19 protein-coding genes, 1 tRNA gene and 1 riboswitch are annotated in these 21,349 nt (G+C 58.9%); of the genes, 14 read left to right on the top strand and 6 right to left on the bottom strand.

Translation table 11 applies throughout. From position 1 onward, the window contains the following. Nucleotides 1–79: 79 nt before the first annotated feature. On the top strand, nucleotides 80–1,192 hold the full coding sequence (locus KGB18_RS23055; protein WP_123721956.1) for an enoyl-CoA hydratase/isomerase family protein: 1,113 nt from the start codon (nucleotides 80–82) through the stop codon (nucleotides 1,190–1,192). Between the two features lie 53 nt (nucleotides 1,193–1,245). Here KGB18_RS23055 and KGB18_RS23050 read toward each other — a convergent pair whose 3' ends face one another. Beyond that, nucleotides 1,246–1,725, bottom strand: coding sequence for a hypothetical protein (locus KGB18_RS23050; protein ID WP_123721957.1), 480 nt, complete (start codon nucleotides 1,723–1,725; stop codon nucleotides 1,246–1,248). A 209-nt stretch (nucleotides 1,726–1,934) separates the two neighbouring features. Continuing rightward, the gene (locus KGB18_RS23045; protein WP_123721958.1) at nucleotides 1,935–2,168 is read right to left on the bottom strand and encodes a hypothetical protein; all 234 of its coding nucleotides are present in this window, start codon (nucleotides 2,166–2,168) and stop codon (nucleotides 1,935–1,937) included. Nucleotides 2,169–2,461: 293 nt separating this feature from the next. After that, nucleotides 2,462–2,562, top strand: a riboswitch (guanidine-I (ykkC/yxkD leader). A gap of 62 nt (nucleotides 2,563–2,624) precedes the next feature. On the opposite strand from KGB18_RS23045, the gene KGB18_RS23040 reads away from it, so the two are divergent. The 13 genes from KGB18_RS23040 to KGB18_RS22980 all read left to right on the top strand — a co-directional run bounded on the left by KGB18_RS23040 (nucleotide 2,625) and on the right by KGB18_RS22980 (nucleotide 17,776). Continuing rightward, on the top strand, nucleotides 2,625–3,692 hold the full coding sequence (locus tag KGB18_RS23040) for a putative urea ABC transporter substrate-binding protein (protein ID WP_123721959.1): 1,068 nt from the start codon (nucleotides 2,625–2,627) through the stop codon (nucleotides 3,690–3,692). A gap of 17 nt (nucleotides 3,693–3,709) precedes the next feature. Next, nucleotides 3,710–4,525 (top strand): ABC transporter permease, encoded by an 816-nt coding sequence (locus tag KGB18_RS23035; RefSeq protein WP_223570518.1) that lies wholly within the window; start codon nucleotides 3,710–3,712, stop codon nucleotides 4,523–4,525. A gap of 19 nt (nucleotides 4,526–4,544) precedes the next feature. Beyond that, the gene (locus KGB18_RS23030) at nucleotides 4,545–5,333 is read left to right on the top strand and encodes an ABC transporter ATP-binding protein (protein ID WP_223570517.1); all 789 of its coding nucleotides are present in this window, start codon (nucleotides 4,545–4,547) and stop codon (nucleotides 5,331–5,333) included. 12 nt (nucleotides 5,334–5,345) lie between these two features. Beyond that, entirely contained in the window at nucleotides 5,346–6,071 is a 726-nt protein-coding gene (locus KGB18_RS23025) for an urea amidolyase associated protein UAAP1 (protein ID WP_223570516.1), read from the top strand. Nucleotides 6,072–6,082: 11 nt separating this feature from the next. Continuing rightward, the gene (locus KGB18_RS23020) at nucleotides 6,083–6,736 is read left to right on the top strand and encodes an urea amidolyase associated protein UAAP2 (RefSeq protein WP_048394033.1); all 654 of its coding nucleotides are present in this window, start codon (nucleotides 6,083–6,085) and stop codon (nucleotides 6,734–6,736) included. Between the two features lie 303 nt (nucleotides 6,737–7,039). Then, nucleotides 7,040–10,681 carry an urea carboxylase gene (gene uca / locus KGB18_RS23015; RefSeq protein ID WP_223570515.1) on the top strand — a complete coding sequence of 1,214 codons (3,642 nt, stop codon included), beginning with the start codon at nucleotides 7,040–7,042 and terminating at the stop codon, nucleotides 10,679–10,681. A 15-nt stretch (nucleotides 10,682–10,696) separates the two neighbouring features. Then, a complete protein-coding gene (gene atzF / locus KGB18_RS23010; protein WP_223570514.1) occupies nucleotides 10,697–12,475 on the top strand; it encodes an allophanate hydrolase in 1,779 nt (592 codons plus the stop codon). A 91-nt stretch (nucleotides 12,476–12,566) separates the two neighbouring features. Then, entirely contained in the window at nucleotides 12,567–12,785 is a 219-nt protein-coding gene (locus KGB18_RS23005) for a cysteine-rich CWC family protein (protein WP_123721966.1), read from the top strand. Nucleotides 12,786–12,830: 45 nt separating this feature from the next. Beyond that, the gene (locus tag KGB18_RS23000; protein WP_123721967.1) at nucleotides 12,831–13,523 is read left to right on the top strand and encodes a pseudouridine synthase; all 693 of its coding nucleotides are present in this window, start codon (nucleotides 12,831–12,833) and stop codon (nucleotides 13,521–13,523) included. A 315-nt stretch (nucleotides 13,524–13,838) separates the two neighbouring features. Next, nucleotides 13,839–14,723, top strand: coding sequence for an alpha/beta fold hydrolase (locus tag KGB18_RS22995; RefSeq protein ID WP_223570513.1), 885 nt, complete (start codon nucleotides 13,839–13,841; stop codon nucleotides 14,721–14,723). Nucleotides 14,724–14,904: 181 nt separating this feature from the next. Next, nucleotides 14,905–14,978 (top strand) — tRNA-Gly (locus tag KGB18_RS22990). A gap of 329 nt (nucleotides 14,979–15,307) precedes the next feature. Further along, on the top strand, nucleotides 15,308–16,873 hold the full coding sequence (locus KGB18_RS22985) for a Fic family protein (RefSeq protein WP_223570512.1): 1,566 nt from the start codon (nucleotides 15,308–15,310) through the stop codon (nucleotides 16,871–16,873). Between the two features lie 342 nt (nucleotides 16,874–17,215). Then, complete coding sequence (locus KGB18_RS22980; protein ID WP_223570511.1) at nucleotides 17,216–17,776, top strand: magnesium transporter; 561 nt, start codon at nucleotides 17,216–17,218, stop codon at nucleotides 17,774–17,776. Between the two features lie 30 nt (nucleotides 17,777–17,806). Here the strand turns inward: KGB18_RS22980 and KGB18_RS22975 are convergent, their stop codons facing one another. Genes KGB18_RS22975 through ctaD form a run of 4 tightly spaced genes read right to left on the bottom strand, consistent with a single transcriptional unit; the run spans nucleotide 17,807 to nucleotide 21,322 of the window. Continuing rightward, nucleotides 17,807–18,124 carry a cytochrome C oxidase subunit IV family protein gene (locus KGB18_RS22975; RefSeq protein WP_030132679.1) on the bottom strand — a complete coding sequence of 106 codons (318 nt, stop codon included), beginning with the start codon at nucleotides 18,122–18,124 and terminating at the stop codon, nucleotides 17,807–17,809. Between the two features lie 13 nt (nucleotides 18,125–18,137). Continuing rightward, complete coding sequence (locus KGB18_RS22970) at nucleotides 18,138–18,851, bottom strand: heme-copper oxidase subunit III family protein (RefSeq protein ID WP_223570510.1); 714 nt, start codon at nucleotides 18,849–18,851, stop codon at nucleotides 18,138–18,140. 6 nt (nucleotides 18,852–18,857) lie between these two features. Then, nucleotides 18,858–19,550, bottom strand: coding sequence for a cytochrome c oxidase subunit 3 (locus KGB18_RS22965; RefSeq protein ID WP_123721972.1), 693 nt, complete (start codon nucleotides 19,548–19,550; stop codon nucleotides 18,858–18,860). Beyond that, nucleotides 19,547–21,322: a cytochrome c oxidase subunit I gene (ctaD, locus tag KGB18_RS22960; RefSeq protein ID WP_123721973.1), complete on the bottom strand. Its 1,776-nt coding sequence runs from the start codon at nucleotides 21,320–21,322 to the stop codon at nucleotides 19,547–19,549. Before ctaD ends, KGB18_RS22965 begins: the two co-directional genes overlap by 4 nt. Between the last annotated feature and the right edge of the window lie 27 nt (nucleotides 21,323–21,349).

The raw sequence follows: 21,349 nt of genomic DNA, 5'->3' as shown, positions 1-21,349 counted from the left end.
GTCAATTGATCTGACGCAGATCCGGCACTTTCCTATAGAGCGATCATACTGAACGCTCAATTTCCCGATCGAGGTCACGATGAATCTGCACTTCGAAGAACTCACCGGCACCGACGGCGCACGCATCGGCATCGCCAGCCTGGATGCCGAAAAGTCCCTCAACGCCCTCTCCTTGCCGATGATCAACGCCCTGCGCGATCAACTGGACGCCTGGGCCAAGGAGCCACAGATCGTTTGCGTGCTGCTGCGCGGCAACGGCCCCAAGGCTTTTTGCGCCGGCGGTGAAGTACGCAGCCTGGTGGAAGCCTGTCGCGACCATCCCGGCGAAGTGCCGCCCTTGGCTGCAAACTTCTTTGCGGCAGAATATCGCCTCGACTTCAACCTGCACACCTACCCCAAACCGCTGATCTGCTGGGGTCATGGGTACGTGCTGGGCGGTGGCATGGGGCTGCTGCAAGGGGCGAGCATTCGGATTGTCACGCCGAGCAGCCGGTTGGCGATGCCGGAGATCGGCATCGGCTTGTACCCTGACGTCGGCGCCAGTTGGTTTCTGTCGCGGTTGCCCGGCAAGCTCGGATTGTTTCTCGGCCTGACCGGCGCCCAGATGAACGGTCGTGATGCAATCGATCTGGACCTCGCTGACCGCTTCCTGCGCGATGATCAACAGCATGAGCTGCTCGAAGGCTTGCTGCAATTGAACTGGCAGGAACAGACAGCCATGCAGCTCAACAGCCTGCTCAAGGCCTTGCAGCAGGAAGCGATCGCGCAGCTGCCCGAAGCGCAGTGGCTGCCTCGACGCGAGCAGATCGACGAACTATTGGATGTCAGCGACGTTCGATGCGCCTGGAAGGCCATCAGTACGCTGCGCGATCATTCCGACCCGCTGCTCGCTCGTGCCGCCAAAACCATGACTGAAGGTTCGCCCCTGACCGCCCATCTGGTGTGGGAACAGATCGTTCGCGCCCGGCATCTATCGTTGGCTCAAGTCTTTCAGATGGAATACACCATGAGCCTCAACTGCTGCCGTCATCCGGAATTCAGCGAAGGCGTGCGAGCGCGGTTGATCGACAAAGACCAGAAACCTCACTGGCACTGGCCGGACATCAACAATGTGCCGGAGGCGGCAGTGGAAGCGCATTTCCATAAGGTCTGGGAAGGCCGGCATCCTCTGGCTGATCTCTCGGAATACTAAAAATCAGGCACAAAAAAAGCGGCGCTTCATGCGCCGCTTTTTTATTGAGTGGTTTACCGGTGGTTGCCTCGGCCATCCCGATCGCCATCACGGTGATCGCCCCGACCGCCACGATTATCCGACCTATTGTGGCCTCGATGGTCATCGCCTCGACCGCCGCCGTGACGGCCATCCCAGCCGCCACGGTCACGACGGTCATGACGGTCCCATCCACGATTCTGATAGACCCGGTAGTCTGCTCGTGGCGCCGGCTGGTAATAGCGCGGTGCCGATTGATAAACCCGCGGCTGGTGGTAATAACGCGGCGATGGCTGGTAATACCGTGCAGGCGGTGAGTAATACCTGCGCGGGGCCGAGTAGTAACGGCTATCGGAGTAATAAGACCCGCCACCGGAGTAATACGGCGCTGGGGACGTGTAGACATCGGAGCGGTAGTAGCTGCCTCCTCCATCGGAATAGGGTACGCACGCACCAAGAAACAATCCCGATAGAGCAATCAGCAGAATTTGGTGGAGCTTTTTTTGACAGAGCATGGCGGCCTCCTGGACCGCGAGTGAGCCACACCAGCGACGCTGGCAGGCGACAGTCAATTGTTCACAACTGTCGAAAGATCAGACAGTGAATTCAGAATCTGGTGCGCTCCAGCAACACGTTGAAACAAGTAGCCGATGAAAGGTTTTTCATCTACCCAAAAGAAGCGGCGCGTCCGTAAGCCGGACGCGCCGCTGTCTTCGTGAGTTGGTTAACGGTGTCCGCGATGGCGGCCACCGTGGTAATGACGGGGTCCGTAGTAATAGTAGCGATAGCCCCCGTAAAAACGCGGGCCGCCGTAGTAGTAAGGAGAGTAGTAATAGCCAGGGTAGTAATAAGGTGTCGAATAAACGTCGGCACCCCCTACGTAGTAATAGCAGCCGGACAAGCCCAGACCCAAAAACACACAGAGCAGTATTCGGCGGAGCTGTTTTCGACAGAGCATGGCGGCCTCCTGGAAGACCCGCAACAGCAGTCGGCACAGGCCGGCTGACACCTGTTTTGACTTTCAAACCGGTACCGAGTGCCAGAGAGCTTCGGCCTTCAGATCAGCGGCCACTGCGTCCATCTACGGTGCATAGGCATGCGCCAACGCACCATGACAAGGCAGGGCATGCCGCTCGTTTATCTCCCCCCTTTCCTCTATGCCCCAAGCCAGAGGGCTCAAGCCGACTTGGCACGGCTCTCGCTTAACCAAAGACGTGCAGGAGTCATCACAGGTTCGCGGCACCACAATTTGCAATGGCTGACTAGGGTTCCGGCTCGCTTAGGCGAGTGGCTGGTCCGAGAGTTGGCGACCTCCAGTTGAGGTTACACGGCGGGACAAAAGCCCGGGAGACAAGCCACCGTTCGCGGTGCCGCTGCCTTCCTGTCCGCCCTTGATCAACTGGAGAACCATCCCATGTCCCGACTTCGTTTACCCGCCCTGCTCGCCGCTGCTTTTGCAGCCCTCGTGAGCGTCTCGTCCCAGGCCGCACAGAAAGACCATTTCAGCGTCTGCTGGACTATTTATGCCGGCTGGATGCCCTGGGAGTATGCCGGCAGCCAAGGCATCGTCGACAAATGGGCGAAAAAGTACGGCATCAAAATCGATGTGGTGCAGCTCAACGATTACGTCGAATCCATCAACCAATACACCGCCGGCCAGTTCGACGGCTGCACCATGACCAACATGGATGCGCTGACCATTCCGGCTGCCGGTGGCGTCGACAGCACGGCGCTGATAGTCAGCGACTTCTCCAATGGCAACGACGGGATCGTGCTCAAAGGCGAAGGCAAAAAAGTCGCCGACCTCAAGGGCATGGATATCAATCTGGTGGAGCTCTCGGTGTCCCACTACCTATTGGCCCGGGCACTCGATTCGGTGGACCTCACCGAGAAAGACCTGAAAGTGGTCAACACCTCCGACGCCGATATCTCGGCCGCCTTCAACACCGATCAGGTCAACGCCGTCACCACCTGGAACCCGATGCTTTCGGACATCAAGGCCAAACCCGGTGTGACCGAAGTCTTCAACTCCAGCCAGGTTCCCGGCGAAATCATGGACATGATGGTGGTCAACAGCGCCACCCTCAAAGACAACCCGGCCCTGGGCAAAGCCCTGACCGGCGCCTGGTTTGAGGTGGTGGAGTTGATGAACGCGAAAAATGCCGCCAGCAAAGCCGCCCTCGAACATATGGCCAAAGCCTCGGGCACCGACCTGGCCGGTTTCCAGGCGCAACTCGACACCACCAAATTGTTTGCCTCACCGAAAGAAGCGTTGGAATTCGCCACCAGCAAGCAACTGCCCGAGACCATGCGCAAGGTCGCCGAGTTCTCATTCCAGCACGGCTTGCTCGGTGAAGGCGCCAAGGACACCAGCGCTATCGGCATGGCCTTCGCCAATGGCGTGACCAGCGGCGACAAGACCAACCTCAAGCTGCGCTTCGACCCGAGCTACGTGCAGATGGCTGCCGACTCCACGTTGTAACAACGGAGGACTAGGCCATGCGCCTGATCAATCGCCACCCGGATCGCCCGAGTCGCCTGCTGTTGGTGATCCTGCCGTTCGCCCTGGTGTTGTTTGCCTACTTCATGGGCTCGGCCGATCGGCTGATGGACAACCCCAACGACAAACTGCTGCCCAGTGCCGTGCAGATGACTGACGCAGTGAAACGCCTGGCCTTCACCGCCGACACCCGCACCGGTGAATACCTGCTCTGGCAAGACAGCGCCGCCAGCCTGCGACGGCTGGCCATCGGCCTCGGCATCAGTGCATTGGCCGGGCTGTGCCTGGGCATCGCCGCCGGGACCCTGCCGCTGTTCGGCGCACCGTTGTCGCCGGTACTCACCGTGCTGTCGATGGTGCCGCCGTTGGCGATCCTGCCGATTCTGTTCATCGTGTTCGGGCTGGGGGAATTGTCGAAAGTGATGCTGATCGTGATCGGTATCACCCCGTGCCTAGCCCGGGACCTGGAGCAGCGCGCCCGGGAAATTCCCGTCGAGTTGCTGATCAAGGTGCAGACGCTTGGCGCTTCGACCTGGACCTTGATGCTGCGCGTGGTGCTGCCGCAATTGTTGCCGCGTTTGTTGATCTCGCTGCGACTGATGCTGGGGTCGGCGTGGTTGTTCCTGATCGCAGCCGAAGCCATCGCCTCCACCGATGGTCTCGGCTACCGGATCTTCCTGGTGCGCCGCTACCTGGCAATGGATGTGATCCTGCCCTACGTGGTCTGGATCACCCTGCTTGCCTGGCTGATGGATTGGGGCCTGAAACGCCTGACCCAACGGGCGTTCCCTTGGCACCAAGGTGCCTCCAAATGAGTTATGAAGGGGCCCGCGCATGAGCTTCATCAAAGTGAAAAACGTCTGGCAGCAATACGCCGATCAGGTCGTGCTCGAAGGTCTGAACCTGAACGTCAACGAGGGCGAATTCTGCACCTTGGTGGGTGCGTCAGGTTGCGGCAAATCGACTTTCCTGCGGCTACTGCTGGGCCAGGAACGCGCCAGTCGCGGCGAGATTCTGTTGGACGGCCAGGCCCTGGCCAGCGAACCGGATGCCAGCCGTGGCGTGGTATTCCAACGCTACTCGGTGTTCCCGCACCTGAGCGTGCTAGACAACGTTGCCCTCGGCCTCGAACTGCCGCGCTCGCCCCTGCTGGGTCGGTTGTTCGGCAGCGCGAAACGCGAGGCGCGGGAACAGGCTTCAGTGCTGCTGCACAAAGTCGGCCTCGGTCACTCGCTGGACAAGTACCCGGCGCAGCTTTCCGGCGGTATGCAACAACGCCTGGCGATTGCCCAAGCGCTGATCATGAAACCGCGCGTGTTGCTGCTCGACGAACCGTTCGGCGCGCTCGATCCGGGCATCCGCAAAGACATGCACGGCTTGCTGCTGGAACTGTGGCGCGAGACGCAGCTAACGGTGTTCATGGTCACCCATGACCTGTCCGAAGGTTTCAGCCTCGGCACCCGTTTGCTGGTGTTCGACAAGGTCCGCATCGACCCGCACGCCCCCGGCGCCTATGGCGCACGCATCACCTACGACATCCCTTTGAACAGCGACCGCCGTGCCAATCGCGCCGCCGTCGACGCCCTGCCGGCTCAGCTGGCAGGTTCGCTTCGCATCGCTTAGAGGAATTTACACATGACTGATTCGACCCAACTATTTCCGCCCTTCGCCGAAGAAATGCTCCCCGGCGGCGGCCATCGTTCTTTCGTTCTGAAACGCGGCCAATTACTGCGTCTGACCGACCTGCGCGGCGGTGCCAACGTCAGCCTGACGCTGCTCAATTCGCATGAAAAAACCGAACGCCTGAACCTGCCCGACAGCCTCAAATGCCAACACACCGCCAAGCTCACCACTGGCCATTGCCTGTACTCGGACATGGGCCGCGTATTGGCGGCAATCACTGCCGACACGTGCGGCTGGAGCGACAGCCTCGGCGGCGTGCTGTGCGCTGAAGAGGTCGCGCAGAAGTACGGCGCGGGTCGCTATCAGGAACTGCGCAATGGCTTCTTCCGCAATGGCACCGACAACCTGTTGGTGGAACTGGGCAAGTGGGGTTTGGGCCTGTCCGACCTGTTGATGACCCTCAACCTGTTCAGCCGCGTGAACGTCGATGAGGCCGGGCGTTTCCACTTCGTCGAAGGCAATTCCAGGGCCGGTGATTACATCGAGTTGTACGCGCCGATGGACACCTTGGTGGTGCTCACCGCGCTGCAACATCCGATGGATCCCGCGCCTGAGTACGCACCCAAACCGCTGAAGCTCAGCTGGATGAACGCCGATGCGAGTGTCGCCGAACACTGCCGCACCTCGCGCCCGGAAAACGAGCGCGGCTTCATCAACACCGACCGTCTGTTCGCCTGAGGATCGCTGCCATGTCACTCGCTATCACCACCGCTGCCGTTACTACAAACAGGCAGCCAGAAACCGCGGTGTACCGCGCCACCATCCCCGCCGGCGAACCCTGGCTGATGGAGGTCAAGGCCGGCCAGACCTTGCGCATCCTCGACCTGGAAGGCAATCAGGCCGTCGACACTTTGTTCTACAGCCTCGCCAATCCCAAGGAGCGCTATGACGTACAGCGCACGTTGCGTCGGCAGAACAGCGTCTACCTGAGCACCGGCAGCGTGCTCTATTCCAACCTCGGCAAACCGATGCTGACCATCGTCGCCGACACTTGCGGGCGTCACGACACCCTCGGCGGTGCCTGCGCCCAAGAGAGCAACACCGTGCGTTATGCGCTGGAGAAACGCTACATGCACAGCTGCCGCGACAACTACCTGCGCGCCTGTGCCCACGATGGTCGGCTGGGCAAGGGAGACATCGGGCCGAACATCAACTTCTTCATGAACGTGCCGGTGACGGCCGACGGTGGCCTGACCTTCGAAGACGGGATTTCGGCGCCGGGCAAATACGTCGACCTGCGGGCCGAGATGGACGTGATCGTGCTGATCTCCAACTGCCCGCAACTGAACAACCCCTGCAACGCCTACAACCCGACTCCTGCGGAGCTGCTGGTATGGAACTGAAATTTTCGCGTTTGCGGCGGTGGTTGTTTGCCCTCTGCCAGGCCCGTTCCGGCCAGTGCCTAAAAAAGTAAAAACACCACCAAACCTGTGGGAGCGGGCTTGCCCGCGATAGCGGTGTGTCAGTCGACATCATTGTTGAATGTGCTGGCCCCATCGCGGGCAAGCCCGCTCCCACAGGGTCAGCGGTGGTTTCAAGCTTAATAATTCTGCCACCGGGGACGACCTCGGTGCCTATCGAAAAACTGCGGGACGGCCCGCATCCCAGGTCGAGGCTGATGCGTTATCGCCTCCGGGGGTTATGCCATGTTCGAAAAAGTCCTCATTGCCAACCGCGGCGCCATTGCCTGTCGCATCTTGCGTACCCTGGATGAATTGCAGGTCAAGGGCGTTGCCGTTTACTCCGAAGCCGATGCCGCCAGCCTGCACATCCTGCAAGCCTTTGAGTCCCACAGCCTCGGTGAAGGCGCTGCCGCTGGCACTTATCTGGCGGTCGATAAAATCCTCGCCATCGCAAAAGCCACCGGCGCCACCGCGATCCATCCCGGCTACGGCTTTCTCTCGGAAAATGCTGCATTCGCCCAAGCCTGCGAAGCGGCCGACATCGCCTTCATCGGCCCCACACCGGAGCAATTGCGGGTGTTCGGCCTCAAGCACACCGCCCGCGCACTGGCCAAGCAACACGGCGTGCCAATGCTCGAAGGTACCGAGCTGCTCGATAGCCTCGATGCAGCGTTGATAGCAGGCGAACAGGTCGGTTACCCGGTGATGCTCAAAAGCACCGCCGGCGGGGGCGGCATCGGTATGCGCGTGTGTCGCAGCACCAACGAATTGAGCGAATCATTCGAAGCCGTCAAACGCCTCGGTCAGAACAATTTCAGCGACGCCGGCGTGTTCATCGAGAAGTACATCCAGCGCGCCCGGCATCTGGAAGTGCAGGTCTTCGGCGACGGCCAGGGCGAGGTGCTTGCCCTCGGCGTGCGCGACTGCTCAGTGCAGCGACGCAACCAGAAAGTCCTCGAAGAAACCCCGGCACCGAACCTGCCCGAGGGCATGGCCGAGGAACTCTGTGCAGCAGCAATCAAACTGGCCAAAGCGGTGAATTACCGCAGCGCGGGCACTGTTGAGTTCGTCTTCGACAGCGATGCCCAGCGTTTCTATTTTCTTGAGGTGAATACCCGTTTGCAGGTGGAGCACGGCGTCACCGAACAAGTGTGGGGCGTCGATCTGGTGCGCTGGATGGTGGAACTGGCGGCCGGTGATTTGCCGCCGCTGCGCGAGTTGAGCCAGGGATTGAAAGCCAACGGTCATGCGATTCAGGCACGACTCTATGCCGAAGATCCGGGTCGGGATTTCCAGCCGAGCCCCGGTCTGCTCACTGCCGTCAATTTCCCGGTTACCGATGGCCAACACCTGCGCATCGACACTTGGGTCGAGGCCGGTTGCGAGATCCCGCCGTACTTCGATCCGATGATCGCCAAGGTCATCAGCTGGGCACCGACTCGCGAAGCAGCGCGCGTCGATCTGCATCAGGCTCTGGGTGACAGCCTGCTGTACGGGGTGGAAACCAACCGCGATTACTTGCGGCAGATTCTGCTCGATACGCCCTTTGCCAGCGGCCAGCCGTGGACCCGTTGCCTGGAAGGTCTGGTCTATCAAGCCAACACCTTTGAAGTGCTCAGCGCCGGCACGCAGACCAGCGTTCAGGACTATCCGGGACGCCTCGGTTACTGGGCGGTGGGCGTGCCGCCGTCGGGACCGATGGACAGCCGGGCGCTGCGTCTGGGCAATCGCTTGCTGGGTAACGATGAAGGTGCAGCAGCGCTGGAAATCACCATGAGCGGGCCGCTGCTGCGTTTCAATTGTGAGGCGGTGGTGGCCGTCACGGGTGCAGTGATTCCTTTGATGCTGAACGGTGAAGCGGTGCCGATGAATACCGCGCTGTTGATTCCCGCCGGTGCCACTTTGAGTCTCGGCACCATTGGCGGTGCAGGCGCGCGCAGCTATCTGTGTCTGCGCGGCGGCGTGCAAGTGCCGGACTATCAGGGCAGCAAAAGTACCTTCACGCTGGGTCAGTTTGGTGGGCATGGCGGTCGTGCGCTGCGAGCGGGTGACGTGTTGCATGTGCCTGCTTTGATCGACCGTAGCGGCGGTCAGCAACTGGCTGAAGAACAGGTCACCGAGTTGCCTGCCTTACGCCAGATCAGGGTGATCTACGGCCCCCACGGCGCCCCGGAATATTTCACCGAAAACTACATCGGCACCTTCTTCGCGACCCAGTGGGAAGTGCACTTCAACTCCAGTCGCACCGGTGTGCGGCTGATCGGGCCGAAGCCTGAATGGGTGCGGGCCGACGGCGGTGAAGCGGGATTGCATCCGTCGAATATTCATGACAATCCGTACGCGATTGGCGCGGTGGATTTCACCGGTGACATGCCAGTAATTCTGGGGCCGGATGGCCCGAGCTTGGGCGGCTTTGTCTGCCCGGTGACGGTGATCGAGGCGGACCTTTGGCTGCTGGGGCAACTCAAGGCTGGGGACAAGGTTCGGTTCGTCCCGGTCGATCTCAAGACCGCGCGCACTCTCGCCTTGAAATGGGATTCCTGTGGGAGCTGGCTTGCCTGCGATGAGGCCCGACCAGACACCGCATCAACTTCATCGCAGGCAAGCCAGCTCCCACAAAGGGTTGCGTCGCCTGTGGTGTTGGATATTGGTCAGGGGGATACGCGGCTGGTTGCACGTCTGTCGGGCGACACTCATTTGTTACTGGAAATCGGTGCCCCCGAGCTGGACCTGGTCCTGCGCTTTCGTGCTCACGCGTTGATGCAGGCATTGGAAAGCAAACACCTGCACGGCGTGATCGACCTGACGCCGGGCATCCGCTCGCTGCAGGTGCATTACCAACCGGAGCAACTGCCGCTGGCCGATCTGCTGGGCATTGTCGCCGGTGAATGGGACGCCGTGTGCGCCGCCAAGGACCTGCAAGTGCCCTCGCGCATCGTCCATCTGCCACTGTCCTGGGATGACCCGGCCTGCCAGTTGGCGATCGAAAAATACATGACCACCGTGCGTAAAGACGCGCCCTGGTGCCCGAGCAATCTGGAGTTCATCCGCCGCATCAACGATCTGCCGAACCTCGACGAAGTGCAGCGCACAGTGTTCGACGCCAGCTATTTGGTGATGGGCCTGGGCGACGTCTACCTCGGCGCACCGGTCGCCACCCCGCTCGACCCTCGGCATCGCCTGGTGACCACCAAGTACAACCCGGCCCGCACCTGGACCGCGGAAAACTCGGTAGGCATCGGCGGTGCCTACATGTGCGTATACGGCATGGAAGGCCCCGGTGGTTATCAGTTTGTCGGACGCACGCTGCAGATGTGGAATCGCTACCGCGAAGTCGTCGCGTTCGACGGCAAGCCGTGGCTGCTGCGCTTCTTCGACCAGATCCGGTTCTACCCGGTGAGCGCCGATGAACTGCTGCGCATTCGTCGGGATTTCCCGCTTGGGCGCTTTGATCTGAACATCGAACACAGCCAGCTGAATCTGGCGGATTACCAGGCGTTTTTGGCGAAAGAAGCCCAGAGCATCGCGGCATTTCGGGATCAACAAAAAAGCGCATTCAACGCCGAACGCGAACGCTGGATCGCCAGCGGCCAGGCACATTTCGACAGCGAAGAGCTGGCCCCGGAAATTACCGAAGATGCGCCGTTAGCCGACGGCCAGCAGAGCATCGACAGCCACATCGCCGGCAACCTCTGGCAGGTTCAGGTGCAGGCTGGCAGCCGGGTCGCGGCGGGGGATGTGCTGGTGATTCTGGAGTCGATGAAGATGGAAATCCCGCTACTCGCGCCCATGGCGGGCGTGGTGCGCGAGATTCGTGTGCAACCGGGTTCGGCGGTGCGTGCCGGGCAACGTGTGGTGGTGCTGGAACTCGATTCAAGCCATTAAAAAAGGATTAACGCCATGAACATCAATCTGCAACTCGACGCCCTGCGCAACGCTTACCGTGACGGCAGCACTACGCCTCGGCAACTGCTGCTGAGCCTGCGTGAAAAAGCCGCGGCACTGAACCCGGACTATCACCTGTTCATCCATTTGCTCAGCGCCCTGGAACTGGAACCGTACCTCGCCGCACTCGACGATCGTGACCCTGGCAGCCTGCCGCTGTACGGCGTGCCGTTCGCGATCAAGGACAACATCGACCTGGTGGGCATTCCCACCACGGCGGCGTGTCCGGCGTTTGCTTATGTGCCGGAACGCTCGGCAACCATCGTCGAGCAACTGCTGGCGCTGGGTGCGATTCCGTTGGGCAAGACCAATCTCGACCAGTTCGCCACTGGCCTCAATGGCAGCCGCTCGCCGTATGGCGCTTGCCCGAACAGCGTGTTGCCGGAATATCCGTCGGGCGGTTCCAGCGCCGGGTCATCACTGGCGGTGGCGCTCGGCGTGGCGAGCTTTTCCCTGGGCACGGACACGGCAGGCTCCGGTCGCGTGCCGGCGGCATTGAATAATCTGGTCGGTTTGAAAGCCAGCAAAGGGCTGATCTCCACTGCGGGTGTGGTTCCGGCCTGTCGAACGCTCGATTGCGTCACGACCTTCACGGCCACGGCCCGGGAAGCCAGTCAGTTGCTCGCGCTCACCGCTCATCTCGATCCACAGGACGAATACAGCCGCAGTAATCCGCTGTGGAATGACGGTTCGGCCTTCGGCACACCACGTCCATTCCGTTTCGGCGTACCCCGTGCGCAGGATCTGGCGTTCTTCGGCTGTCCTGAAGGCCCGTTGCTGTTCGGCGACGCCATCGACCAGCTCAAAGCCATGGGCGGCGAAGCGGTCGAACTGGATTTGTCGCCGTTTCTCGAAGCAGCGCGGTTGCTCTACGAAGGGCCGTGGGTGGCGGAGCGTTACAGCGTGGCCGGCGAGTTGATGGAGCAACATCCTCAAGCCGTGCTGCCGGTGATTCGCGCCGTATTGGCCAAGGCTCCAGCGGTGACCGGCGTGCAAACCTTCCGCGCCCAATACCGTCTGCAGGCTTTGAAAGCGCTGTGCGACAAAGCCCTGGAAGGCCTTGATTGCGTGGTCACGCCAACCATCGGCCGCCCGGTGACACTCGCGGAGCTTGCGGCCGAACCGGTGCTGCGCAACTCGGAACTGGGCTACTACACCAACTTCATGAACCTGCTCGATTACGCCGCCGTCGCCGTGCCCAGCGGATTCATGGGCAATGGTTTGCCATGGGGCGTGACGTTGTTCGGCCGGGCGTTTACCGATCAGTATCTGCTGAGCGTGGCGGATGCCTTACAACGTCAGCAAGGGTTGGCCGCGTCTGCGCCGACGAATAGTGCGCGCAATGATCGCGCACGGCTGGTGGTCTGCGGTGCGCACCTGGATGGGCTGGCGCTGAACTGGCAACTCAAGCAGCGTGGAGCCCGTTTGCTCGAAGCCACTCACAGTTCCCCCGACTATCGGCTGTATGCCCTGGCCGGTGGCCCACCCTATCGCCCTGGCATGGTCCGAGTGAACGAAGGTGGCGCCGCGATTGCGGTGGAAGTATGGGAGTTGCCAAGCAGTGAGTTGGGTTCGTTCCTGACCGCTATTCCGGCACCGCTGGGGTTGGGCAAGGTACAACTGGCGGATGGGCGTTGGGAGAGCGGGTTTATCTGTGAGCCCTATGGGCTGGAGGGGGCGGTGGACATCAGTCATTTGGGCGGGTGGCGGGCGTATCTGCAAGATCGGCGTTGATTTCCAGGGTCACCGGCTTGCGCAGGAGTGCTTGCCGGCCGATCATGCGCGGTCTTGGGCCAGACAAACCGGCCGTAATCGAATGCTCCTCATGAATAAACCTGACCTCTGCCCGGCTTGCGGCGCCTCCAACGACTGCAGCCTGGCTGACCCGCGAACCGTCGATCGTGCCTGCTGGTGCTACGGCGTCAGCATCGATCCGGCGGTGCTCCAGGCATTGCCCGCCGAGCTGCGCGACAAGTCCTGCCTGTGCCCGGCCTGCGCCCAGGTCGAGATGCAGTTGCAAGCAGTCGCTTGGCCGATCACGTAAGATGCGCGGTGCTCTCCCACCGAATCCTCCCACCGAACCCTAGCCATGCGCGTTGACCGCTTCCTCAGCAACCTGCCCCGCTTCAACCGTAAGCAGGTACGCCTGTTGCTGGTGGAAAAGCGCGTCAGGGTCGACGGAGAAGTCGTCAGCGACCCTCACGCCGAGGTACTCGAGTTCAGCCGCGTGGAAGTCGACGACGAGGTGCTGCAAGTTGGCAAGCCGGCCCGCTACTTCATGCTGCACAAACCACCCGGCTGCGTCAGTGCCACTCGCGACCCGCAACACCCGACCGTACTCGACCTGATCGATGAACCGGACAAGGAGGACCTGCACATCGCCGGTCGCCTGGACTTCAACACCACCGGCCTGATGCTGATCACCAACGATGGCAGCTGGTCGCGACGCCTGACCCAACCGCAGACCAAACTGCCAAAGGTCTACTACGTCGAGACGGAGCAGGACATCACTGCCGAATACGCGATCACCTTCGCCAAAGGGCTGTATTTCGCCTTCGAAGACCTCACCACACAACCGGCCGAACTGGTCGTACTCGGGCCAAAATCTGCGCGCTTGAGCATCGTCGAGGGCCGCTATCATCAGGTCAAACGGATGTTCGGCCACTTCGACAACAAGGTGTTGCGCCTGCACCGCGAATGCATGGGTCCGCTGGTGCTCGACGACATGTTGAAGCCCGGCGAATACCGGTCGTTGAGCAGCGATGAGATCCGAATGATCTAAGCAGGCGACCGCTCAGCAGAAGCCGCTGAAAATTTTACGAAAGATACTTGCGCGATGACGTGACCCCTGCTTGAATCAGGACGTCGGCGCGAAATGTGACCGGCGAGTCACCAAAACTACTCTAAGAAACTTTTTGCCGGCAGAGAACCCTCAGGTTCCGCCTTCCCCCGGCAAACTGCCCGCTTATAACAATACCCGTCGACCGGCTTTCAATGGATCGACATGGGCCTCCAAAATTCCAGGCGTATGCCTACCTGTCACAAAGCTCGTGCAATCTGATTTGCGCGCATACCCGCTTGCCAGGAGTCTTATGACATGAGGCCAGAAATCGCTGTGCTGGATATACAAGGGCAGTATCGGGTTTACACGGAGTTCTATCGCGCAGACGCCGCAGAAAAGACCATCATTCTGGTCAACGGCTCGATGTCCACGACTGCGTCGTTTGCCCAAACCGTGAAAAACCTTTATCCGCAGTTCAATGTGGTGTGCTACGACCAGCCCTACGCGGGCAAGTCAAAAGCCCACAACCTGCATGAGAAAATGCTCACCAAGGAAATCGAAGGGCAGATCCTCCTTGAGTTGATCGAACACTTCGCCGCCGAACACGTGCTGTCGTTTTCCTTTGGTGGCGCAGCCACTCTGGTCGCCCTCGCCCAACGGCCACGGCGCATCGAAAAGGCCGTGATCAGCTCGTTCTCGCCAGTGGTCAACGAGCACATGCTTGACTACCTTGAGCGCGGTGTCGATTATCTCGGCAGCCGTGACGGGAACCGGGTCGGTGACTTGGTGAACAGCACCATCGGCAAACACCTGCCCTCGCTGTTCAAGCGCTTCAACTACCGTCACGTCAGTTCGTTGGCCGAACATGAATACGGGCAGATGCATTTTCACATCAGCGACGTGCTCAACAGCGACCGCCAGTGCTACCTGAACGCGGCGAAGAAAATCAACGTGCCAGTGCTGTTCATGAACGGCGAATGGGACGAGTACACCGCCGCCGCCGATGCCAAGCTATTCGCCGGCCACGTGCAGCACAGCACCTTCAGCACCCTTCAGGCCACCGGCCACTTTCTCGACATGGAGCACAAAGCTGCCTGCCGAGACAGCCGCAACGCACTGCTGGGCTTCCTGAAACCGGCGCAACACGAAAGCCGGCCGCGTTACCACTACGTCCAGGACCACCATGCATTGGCAATCTGAAACAGAGTCATCGCGAGCAAGCTCAGCCCTGCAGCGTTAAACGCATTCCTGTAGGAGCGAGGCTTGCCCGCGAATGACCGCTACGCGGTCGATGCTTTCGTTTCACCCGTGCTAAAGCCATCGCGCGCAAAGAAAAACTTCATTTTCACGCCCACATCTGGTACAAAGTCAGCCGCTCTGAGCGGGTGTCGTATAATGGCATTACTCCAGCTTCCCAAGCTGATAACGAGGGTTCGATTCCCTTCACCCGCTCCAATCAGATTTCAGTCTTACGTCGTTTTTTGACGGGAGATGCAGGAACAGAAAAAACCGGCCTTGATGGCCGGTTTTTTTGTGTCTGGGGTTTGGTGGAAACGGGCTCTGAGACATCCCCCAATTTTCGTCCATTATCCGCTGATCGATGAGTAAGTGCTCTCGGGGCGTTAGCGACTACCCTGAAGTCTGTTAGCGTTTTTTTCGAAAAGCACGGATTTATTATCAAATTTCATCAAACGTTAATGTTTTCACATCTACTGAAATTAGCGTTTTCGCATATGATCGATCTTCTGTTAGCGTTTTTCTTGCCCCAGTAAAGGATTTCGTCAATGCAAGTCGGTTTCAAGACCCTCGCGAACCGTTACGACATCGCGCTGGCACAGCCTCTACGAGTCGACTCGATGATCGGCACTGTACGTGTCAGTCGCGAAAGTGCCGGAAATGTGGAGAACCGGTATCCGGCAAGCTATCGGCCCGCAGACGATTTCGCAGGACACTTCGAATTCGGCCTCAAGTACGAAGAGATCCATCTCGAGTTCTTCGCCCGCCTGTTTGCGGCCATTGGTCCGCAGCCTGTCGAAGACTGGTGCCGACGGGAGCCATTCGGCCAGTACGCCCGTCGCACGGGGTTCCTCTACGAATGGCTGACAGGGGAACGTCTGGATGTGCCAGACGTGACCAATGGCGGCTATGTTGATGTACTTTCGCCACAAGATTACCTGACTCGTCGCGAAGCACTGCGAACGCGGCGCTGGCGAATCAATAACAATCTGCCGGGGACGGCTGAGTTCTGCCCCTTGGTTCGTCGTACGGCGCCAGTGCAGGACGCTCTGCAATTCGATCTGCGTGAGGCACTGGATGAATTGGATCAGGCCTTTGGCCCCGACATCCTGATGCGTACCGCCAGTTGGCTGACGTTCAAGGAATCGCGCGCGAGCTTTCTCATCGAAAAGGAAGCCGACCAGGCTGATCGCATCCAGCGGTTTGCCCATGTCATCGCCCAGTACTGCGGACATATCGAAGACCCGTTGAGCAACGACAGCCTGCACTCCCTGCAAGCCGGCATTCTGGGGCGTGACGCCATTGGACTGGGCTTGCGGCGCTCCCCTGTGTTTGTGGGGCAGGCCACGATGCGCGAGGACATCGTGCATTACATTGCCCCCCATTTCGCGGATCTTGCGCAGCTATTGGCAGGACTCAACGAGTTTGAGGTCGCAACGCGGGGTGCGGAGTCAGTGGCACGTGCCGCTGTGTTGGCATTTGGCTTCGTGTTCATCCATCCCATGCGCGATGGCAACGGCCGGATTCATCGCTTCCTTATTAACGACACCCTGATTCGGGATAAGGCAGTGCCCGACGGCGTAATACTGCCGGTGTCAGCCACAATCACGAGTTCGATCGACTTCAGGGCCGGCTACGACCGTACGCTAGAAGTGTTCTCGCGACCGTTCATCCGACGTTACGCAGCGGCCTATCGGTTCGGCGAACTCGTGACCTACGAGGACGGGACTCGCAGCAACTTCATCTTCGATGAATACGAGGACGCACGCTTTGCCTGGAGGTATCCCGATCTGACCGAACACGTCCTATACACCGCACGCGTCGTCGAACACACGATTCGAAAGGAAATGGCGGATGAAGCCAGAGTACTGGTGATCTTTCAGCGAGCTCAGGAGCAGCTGAAAGAGGTACTGGAAATGCCAGACCTGGATGCGAACCGCATCATCCGTTCCATCAAGGAGAACAGCTGGGTGGTGTCCGGTAAGCTAAAGAAAGGGTACCCGCAGCTTGAAGATGAGCGCATGGCGGGACGCGTCGTGGAGGCCGTGCGTTCTGCGTTTGAGGATCGAGAGATGGGTGCAGGCGAAGAAGGATCTTTCGGCGAATCTGGATAAGGCGCTGGGGTGGATTAGAAAAAAAGGTTTGATGCCGGTTTTTTTGTGTCTGGGGGTTTAGGGCTTGCAGCGACTGCTTTGAATATCCGCCCCCTGCTTCCGCCCTCGTTGAGCGAATTTACTCATAGCACTTCGACACAGAATTCGTCGGGCTACGCCAGGCCCTGCTACTACCTTTCAGATCTTGACGTTGCCCACCCCGCATGCTAGCGAATGCTATACTTCCTACGAATTGCATCAAGTGTGCAACGTTCCCCACGGGTACAGATACCGACTGCAAATCTCAGTTAGCGGCTGCAGGACAGAGGGGGTCTACAGCCAACACGAGATGGGAGGTGTGGCATGAATCGGCACTATTACATCAGTGACAATCTCGACGATCTCGAAGCCGTTGAAAATGAACTGGAAGCCAATGGCATCAACACCGAACAAATTCATGTGCTCAGTGAACAAGTGGCTGATGTTGAAGAACATCACCTCCACGAGGTTAACTCGTTGATGAAACAGGATGTTGTTCACTCTGGCGAGATTGGTGCGTTGGTCGGTGTGCCACTCGCGGCGCTGGTTCTTGGCGGCGCCTATTGGCTGGGCTGGACCGAATCCGCCGCAGGCTGGATGCCTTTTATCTTCCTGGCCATCGTTATATTTGGCTTCTGCATCTGGGAAGGCGGTTTTTTTGGCATCCAGGTGCCGAACGCTCACTTCCGTAATTTTAAACAGATGGTAGAAGAGGGAAAACATGTCTTCTTCGTGGATGTTGAACCGAATCAGGAATCGGTATTGGACCGGGTAATCGAACATCATCCAACGCTGACGATTGCCGGCACGGGAACGGCAGCCCCCCACTGGACAGTGGCCTGGCAGCACAAATGGCATCAGTTCAAGCGAGTGATATCGGGTTAGCCCTGGAGACTCAAGGCCACCGGAAGCCGCTTATTGGCCGAAGGAAATGACGCGACTGAGGAAAACATAGTCTGCCTCGGTGGCCATCAGTCCGACGAGCACCAGTAAACATAAAGGTGGCAACAATATGGCGTAGACCATGGTCAACCGTTCCCAGGCCATGTGCATGAAGATGGAGACAATTAAACCTGCCTTCAACAACATGAAAGTGATAATCAGGGACCACCGAAGGTAGCCATGGAAGTGGAAATAGTCGACAAGGTACGACAGCGTGCTGAGGACGAATAACAGCCCCCAGATTTTAAGGTACAAACTGATTGGATGTTGCTGACCCTGAGCATGTGCCATCACCCGTGCTCCTCTACCATAAATAGAAGAAAGCAAAAATAAACACCCACACCAAATCCACGAAGTGCCAGTAGAGCCCGGCTATCTCGACGTTCTGATAGTTTCCGGAGCGCTCATAATCTCCCCGCATTACTTTCAGCGCCACAATACCGAGGTAGAGGGCGCCGATTGACACATGCAGTCCGTGGAAACCGGTGATCATGAAAAAGCTCGCACCAAATTGCGCCGCCCCCATGGGGTTCCCCCAGGGACGCACTCCTTCCGCGATGAGCTTGGTCCATTCAAATGCCTGCATGCCGACGAAGGTCACCCCCAAGGCAGCGGTCGCCAGCATCAGGGCAGCGGTTTTCGCACGATCACGGCGATAGGCGAAATTAACGGCCATGGCCATGGTACCGCTGCTGCTGATCAGCACAAAAGTCATGATGGCGATCAAAATAAGCGGGATTTTTTGACCGGCAATCGTCAATGCGAACACTTCACTGGGGTTCGGCCAGGCGGTGGTGATGGTCATGCGTACCGACATGTAGCCGGTTAAAAAACAGGTGAATATAAAAGTATCGCTGAGCAGGAATATCCACATCATCGCCTTGCCCCAAGGGACCTGCTTGAAGACCTCTTTATCCGAGGCCCAGTCGCTGGCGATGCCCTGCCATCCCGGTGCAGGCGGTGAGTCTGGTGGATTGGATGAACTGGATTCGCCTGGGGCAAGTGGATGCGATGCCATGGCTTTTCACCTCAGGCCGCAGAATCTGGCGATGGCTTCATAGGTTTGCGGCGTGCTGGCCAGCAAAGCGAATAGCACGAACCAAAGACCCAGTAAGTAGTGCCAATAGGTGGTACAGAGCTCTACGCTGACGCTGAGTTGCGGCAACGGCACGCGACGCAGGAATTTAGCGACGATTATTCCCCAGGCTATCAGCCCGCCCAGCAGGTGGAGCCCATGCAGGCCGGTCAACAGGTAGAAGAAGCTGTTGGCCGGATTGCTGGCGACAAAGTAGCCCCACGCGACAAACTGCTGCCAGACCCAGAATTGCCCCACCAGAAAGGCAATGGCAAATACGCCCCCCAATGCAAAACCAATGACCGTTGCGCCCAGTCGAGCCTGTCGGGCGGCCATACGCGACCACTGCAGTGCTATGCAACTCAATACCAGAAAAGCCGAATTCAGCCATAGCTGCCAGAGATTGGCTAACGGCGCCAAGGGGTCTGTCAGGGGGAGCCAGTCGGCCATTTGTGAACGGGCAATAAAGGCGAACAGGAAGAGAAAGAATAACGAACTCACCACGACCAGAAACAAGCGCAGGCCCGTTTTTGCGATTTGGCTTCTATCGGCACCCTCGGTGGTGTGAATACCCCCAGGGTCGCGACTCCAACTGCCGCCGGGGTCAGCACCGTCGGCGTTTCTCAATAGCAGCCTTTTCATGTTTTAACGTCCGCTATCTTGGTTCCGGCACTCAGTTGCCGCATTTGCTCCAACTCCTCGGCGGAGACCGTTTGCGGAACGAAATCCTGCTCTATCCCCGGCACACTGTAGTCATAGGCCCAGCGATGCACGACCGGCAGCTTCGCTCCCCAGTTACCGTGTATCGGCGGGGTGTTCGGCGTTTGCCATTCCAGACTGGCCGCGCCCCAGGGATTACTACCTGCGGGCTTGCCCTTGAATGCACTCCAGGCCAGGTTGAACAGGAACAGCAGTTGCGAAACGCCGACGGTCAATGCGATCACCGTAATGAAGGCATTCAACTCTTGCGCCGACTGCGGGATGAACGCGTAGTTTTCATAGGCGTAGTAGCGGCGAGGCATGCCCTGGAAACCCAGGTAGTGCATGGGGAAGAAGATGGCGTAGGTGCCCAGAAAGGTAATCCAGAAGTGCAGCTTGCCCAGGGTGTCGTTCAACATGCGCCCGGTTACTTTCGGGAACCAATGATAAATGCCGCCGAACACCACCAAAACCGGTGCGACCCCCATGACCATATGAAAATGGGCGACGACGAAATAGGTGTCCGAGAGCGGAATATCCACGATCACATTGCCGAGAAACAACCCGGTCAGACCGCCGACCAGGAAGGTGACGATAAAGGCCAGGGCAAACAGCATCGGCACGGTCAGATGGATATCGCCCTGCCACAGGGTCAGCACCCAGTTGTAGACTTTCAGTGCGGTCGGCACTGCGATGATCAAGGTGGTGACGGCGAAGAAAAAGCCAAAGTACGGGTTCATTCCGCTGACATACATATGGTGCGCCCAGACCACAAAGCTGAGTACGCCAATCGCAATAATGGCCCACACCATCATTCGGTAGCCGAAGATATTTTTACGCGCATGCGTGCTGATCAAGTCGGAGACCAGGCCAAACGCAGGGAGAGCAACGATGTAGACCTCCGGGTGGCCGAAGAACCAGAACAGGTGCTGGAATAATATTGGGCTGCCACCCTGGTGATCGATCTGCTGCCCTAGCGAGATCATCGCCGGCATAAAGAAGCTGGTGCCCAACAGCTTGTCAAACAGCATCATGACCGCACTGACGAACAACGCAGGGAAAGCCAGCAAGGCCATAATCGAGGCCATGAAGATTCCCCATACGGAGAGCGGCATGCGAAACAATGTCATGCCGTGCGTGCGCGCCTGCAACACCGTGGTGACGTAGTTCAACCCGCCCATTGTGGCTGCGACAATAAAAATCGCCAGTGAGACGAGCATCAGGACGATGCCCCACTCAACCCCCGGTGTTCCCTGAGAAATGGACTGTGGCGGATAGAGCGTCCAGCCCGAACCTGTGGGGCCGCCGGGGACAAAGAAACTGGAGAGCAACACCACTACCGCTAGCAGGTAGAACCAGTAACTCAGCATGTTGACATAGGGGAAGACCATGTCGCGGGCGCCCACCATCAGCGGGATCAGATAGTTACCGAAGCCACCCAGAAACAAGGCCGTCAGCAAGTAAATGACCATGATCATGCCGTGCATGGTCATCGCCTGATAGTAAGCACTTGCGTCCATGAACTCCAAAGCGCCGGGGAAGCCAAGCTGTATGCGCATCAAGCCGGACAACACCACGGCGATAACGCCCACGAATATAGCCGTCAAGGAATATTGAATGGCTATGACCTTGTGGTCCTGACTCCAGATATATTTGGTCAGGAAACTTTTGGGTTCGTGTAGTGCTTCTGTTTCGGCTTGCTCCGCATAGGCCATCACGTCATCCTCCTGTTCGAAGTTTCG

The organism is Pseudomonas sp. BF-R-26 (assembly GCF_019947395.1).
GTDB lineage: Bacteria > Pseudomonadota > Gammaproteobacteria > Pseudomonadales > Pseudomonadaceae > Aquipseudomonas > Aquipseudomonas farris.
The sequence above is the reverse complement of the archived record's forward strand: the minus strand, read 5'-3'. Positions and strand labels throughout refer to the sequence as shown.

Bases quoted from the DNA above. Each gene is read 5' to 3' on its own strand.
- KGB18_RS23055 (WP_123721956.1), top strand. From the start codon at position 80: ATGAATCTGCACTTCGAAGAACTCACCGGCACCGACGGCGCACGCATC.
- KGB18_RS23050 (WP_123721957.1), bottom strand. From the start codon at position 1,725: ATGCTCTGTCAAAAAAAGCTCCACCAAATTCTGCTGATTGCTCTATCG.
- KGB18_RS23045 (WP_123721958.1), bottom strand. From the start codon at position 2,168: ATGCTCTGTCGAAAACAGCTCCGCCGAATACTGCTCTGTGTGTTTTTG.
- KGB18_RS23040 (WP_123721959.1), top strand. From the start codon at position 2,625: ATGTCCCGACTTCGTTTACCCGCCCTGCTCGCCGCTGCTTTTGCAGCC.
- KGB18_RS23035 (WP_223570518.1), top strand. From the start codon at position 3,710: ATGCGCCTGATCAATCGCCACCCGGATCGCCCGAGTCGCCTGCTGTTG.
- KGB18_RS23030 (WP_223570517.1), top strand. From the start codon at position 4,545: ATGAGCTTCATCAAAGTGAAAAACGTCTGGCAGCAATACGCCGATCAG.
- KGB18_RS23025 (WP_223570516.1), top strand. From the start codon at position 5,346: ATGACTGATTCGACCCAACTATTTCCGCCCTTCGCCGAAGAAATGCTC.
- KGB18_RS23020 (WP_048394033.1), top strand. From the start codon at position 6,083: ATGTCACTCGCTATCACCACCGCTGCCGTTACTACAAACAGGCAGCCA.
- uca (WP_223570515.1), top strand. From the start codon at position 7,040: ATGTTCGAAAAAGTCCTCATTGCCAACCGCGGCGCCATTGCCTGTCGC.
- atzF (WP_223570514.1), top strand. From the start codon at position 10,697: ATGAACATCAATCTGCAACTCGACGCCCTGCGCAACGCTTACCGTGAC.
- KGB18_RS23005 (WP_123721966.1), top strand. From the start codon at position 12,567: ATGAATAAACCTGACCTCTGCCCGGCTTGCGGCGCCTCCAACGACTGC.
- KGB18_RS23000 (WP_123721967.1), top strand. From the start codon at position 12,831: ATGCGCGTTGACCGCTTCCTCAGCAACCTGCCCCGCTTCAACCGTAAG.
- KGB18_RS22995 (WP_223570513.1), top strand. From the start codon at position 13,839: ATGAGGCCAGAAATCGCTGTGCTGGATATACAAGGGCAGTATCGGGTT.
- KGB18_RS22985 (WP_223570512.1), top strand. From the start codon at position 15,308: ATGCAAGTCGGTTTCAAGACCCTCGCGAACCGTTACGACATCGCGCTG.
- KGB18_RS22980 (WP_223570511.1), top strand. From the start codon at position 17,216: ATGAATCGGCACTATTACATCAGTGACAATCTCGACGATCTCGAAGCC.
- KGB18_RS22975 (WP_030132679.1), bottom strand. From the start codon at position 18,124: ATGGCACATGCTCAGGGTCAGCAACATCCAATCAGTTTGTACCTTAAA.
- KGB18_RS22970 (WP_223570510.1), bottom strand. From the start codon at position 18,851: ATGGCATCGCATCCACTTGCCCCAGGCGAATCCAGTTCATCCAATCCA.
- KGB18_RS22965 (WP_123721972.1), bottom strand. From the start codon at position 19,550: ATGAAAAGGCTGCTATTGAGAAACGCCGACGGTGCTGACCCCGGCGGC.
- ctaD (WP_123721973.1), bottom strand. From the start codon at position 21,322: ATGGCCTATGCGGAGCAAGCCGAAACAGAAGCACTACACGAACCCAAA.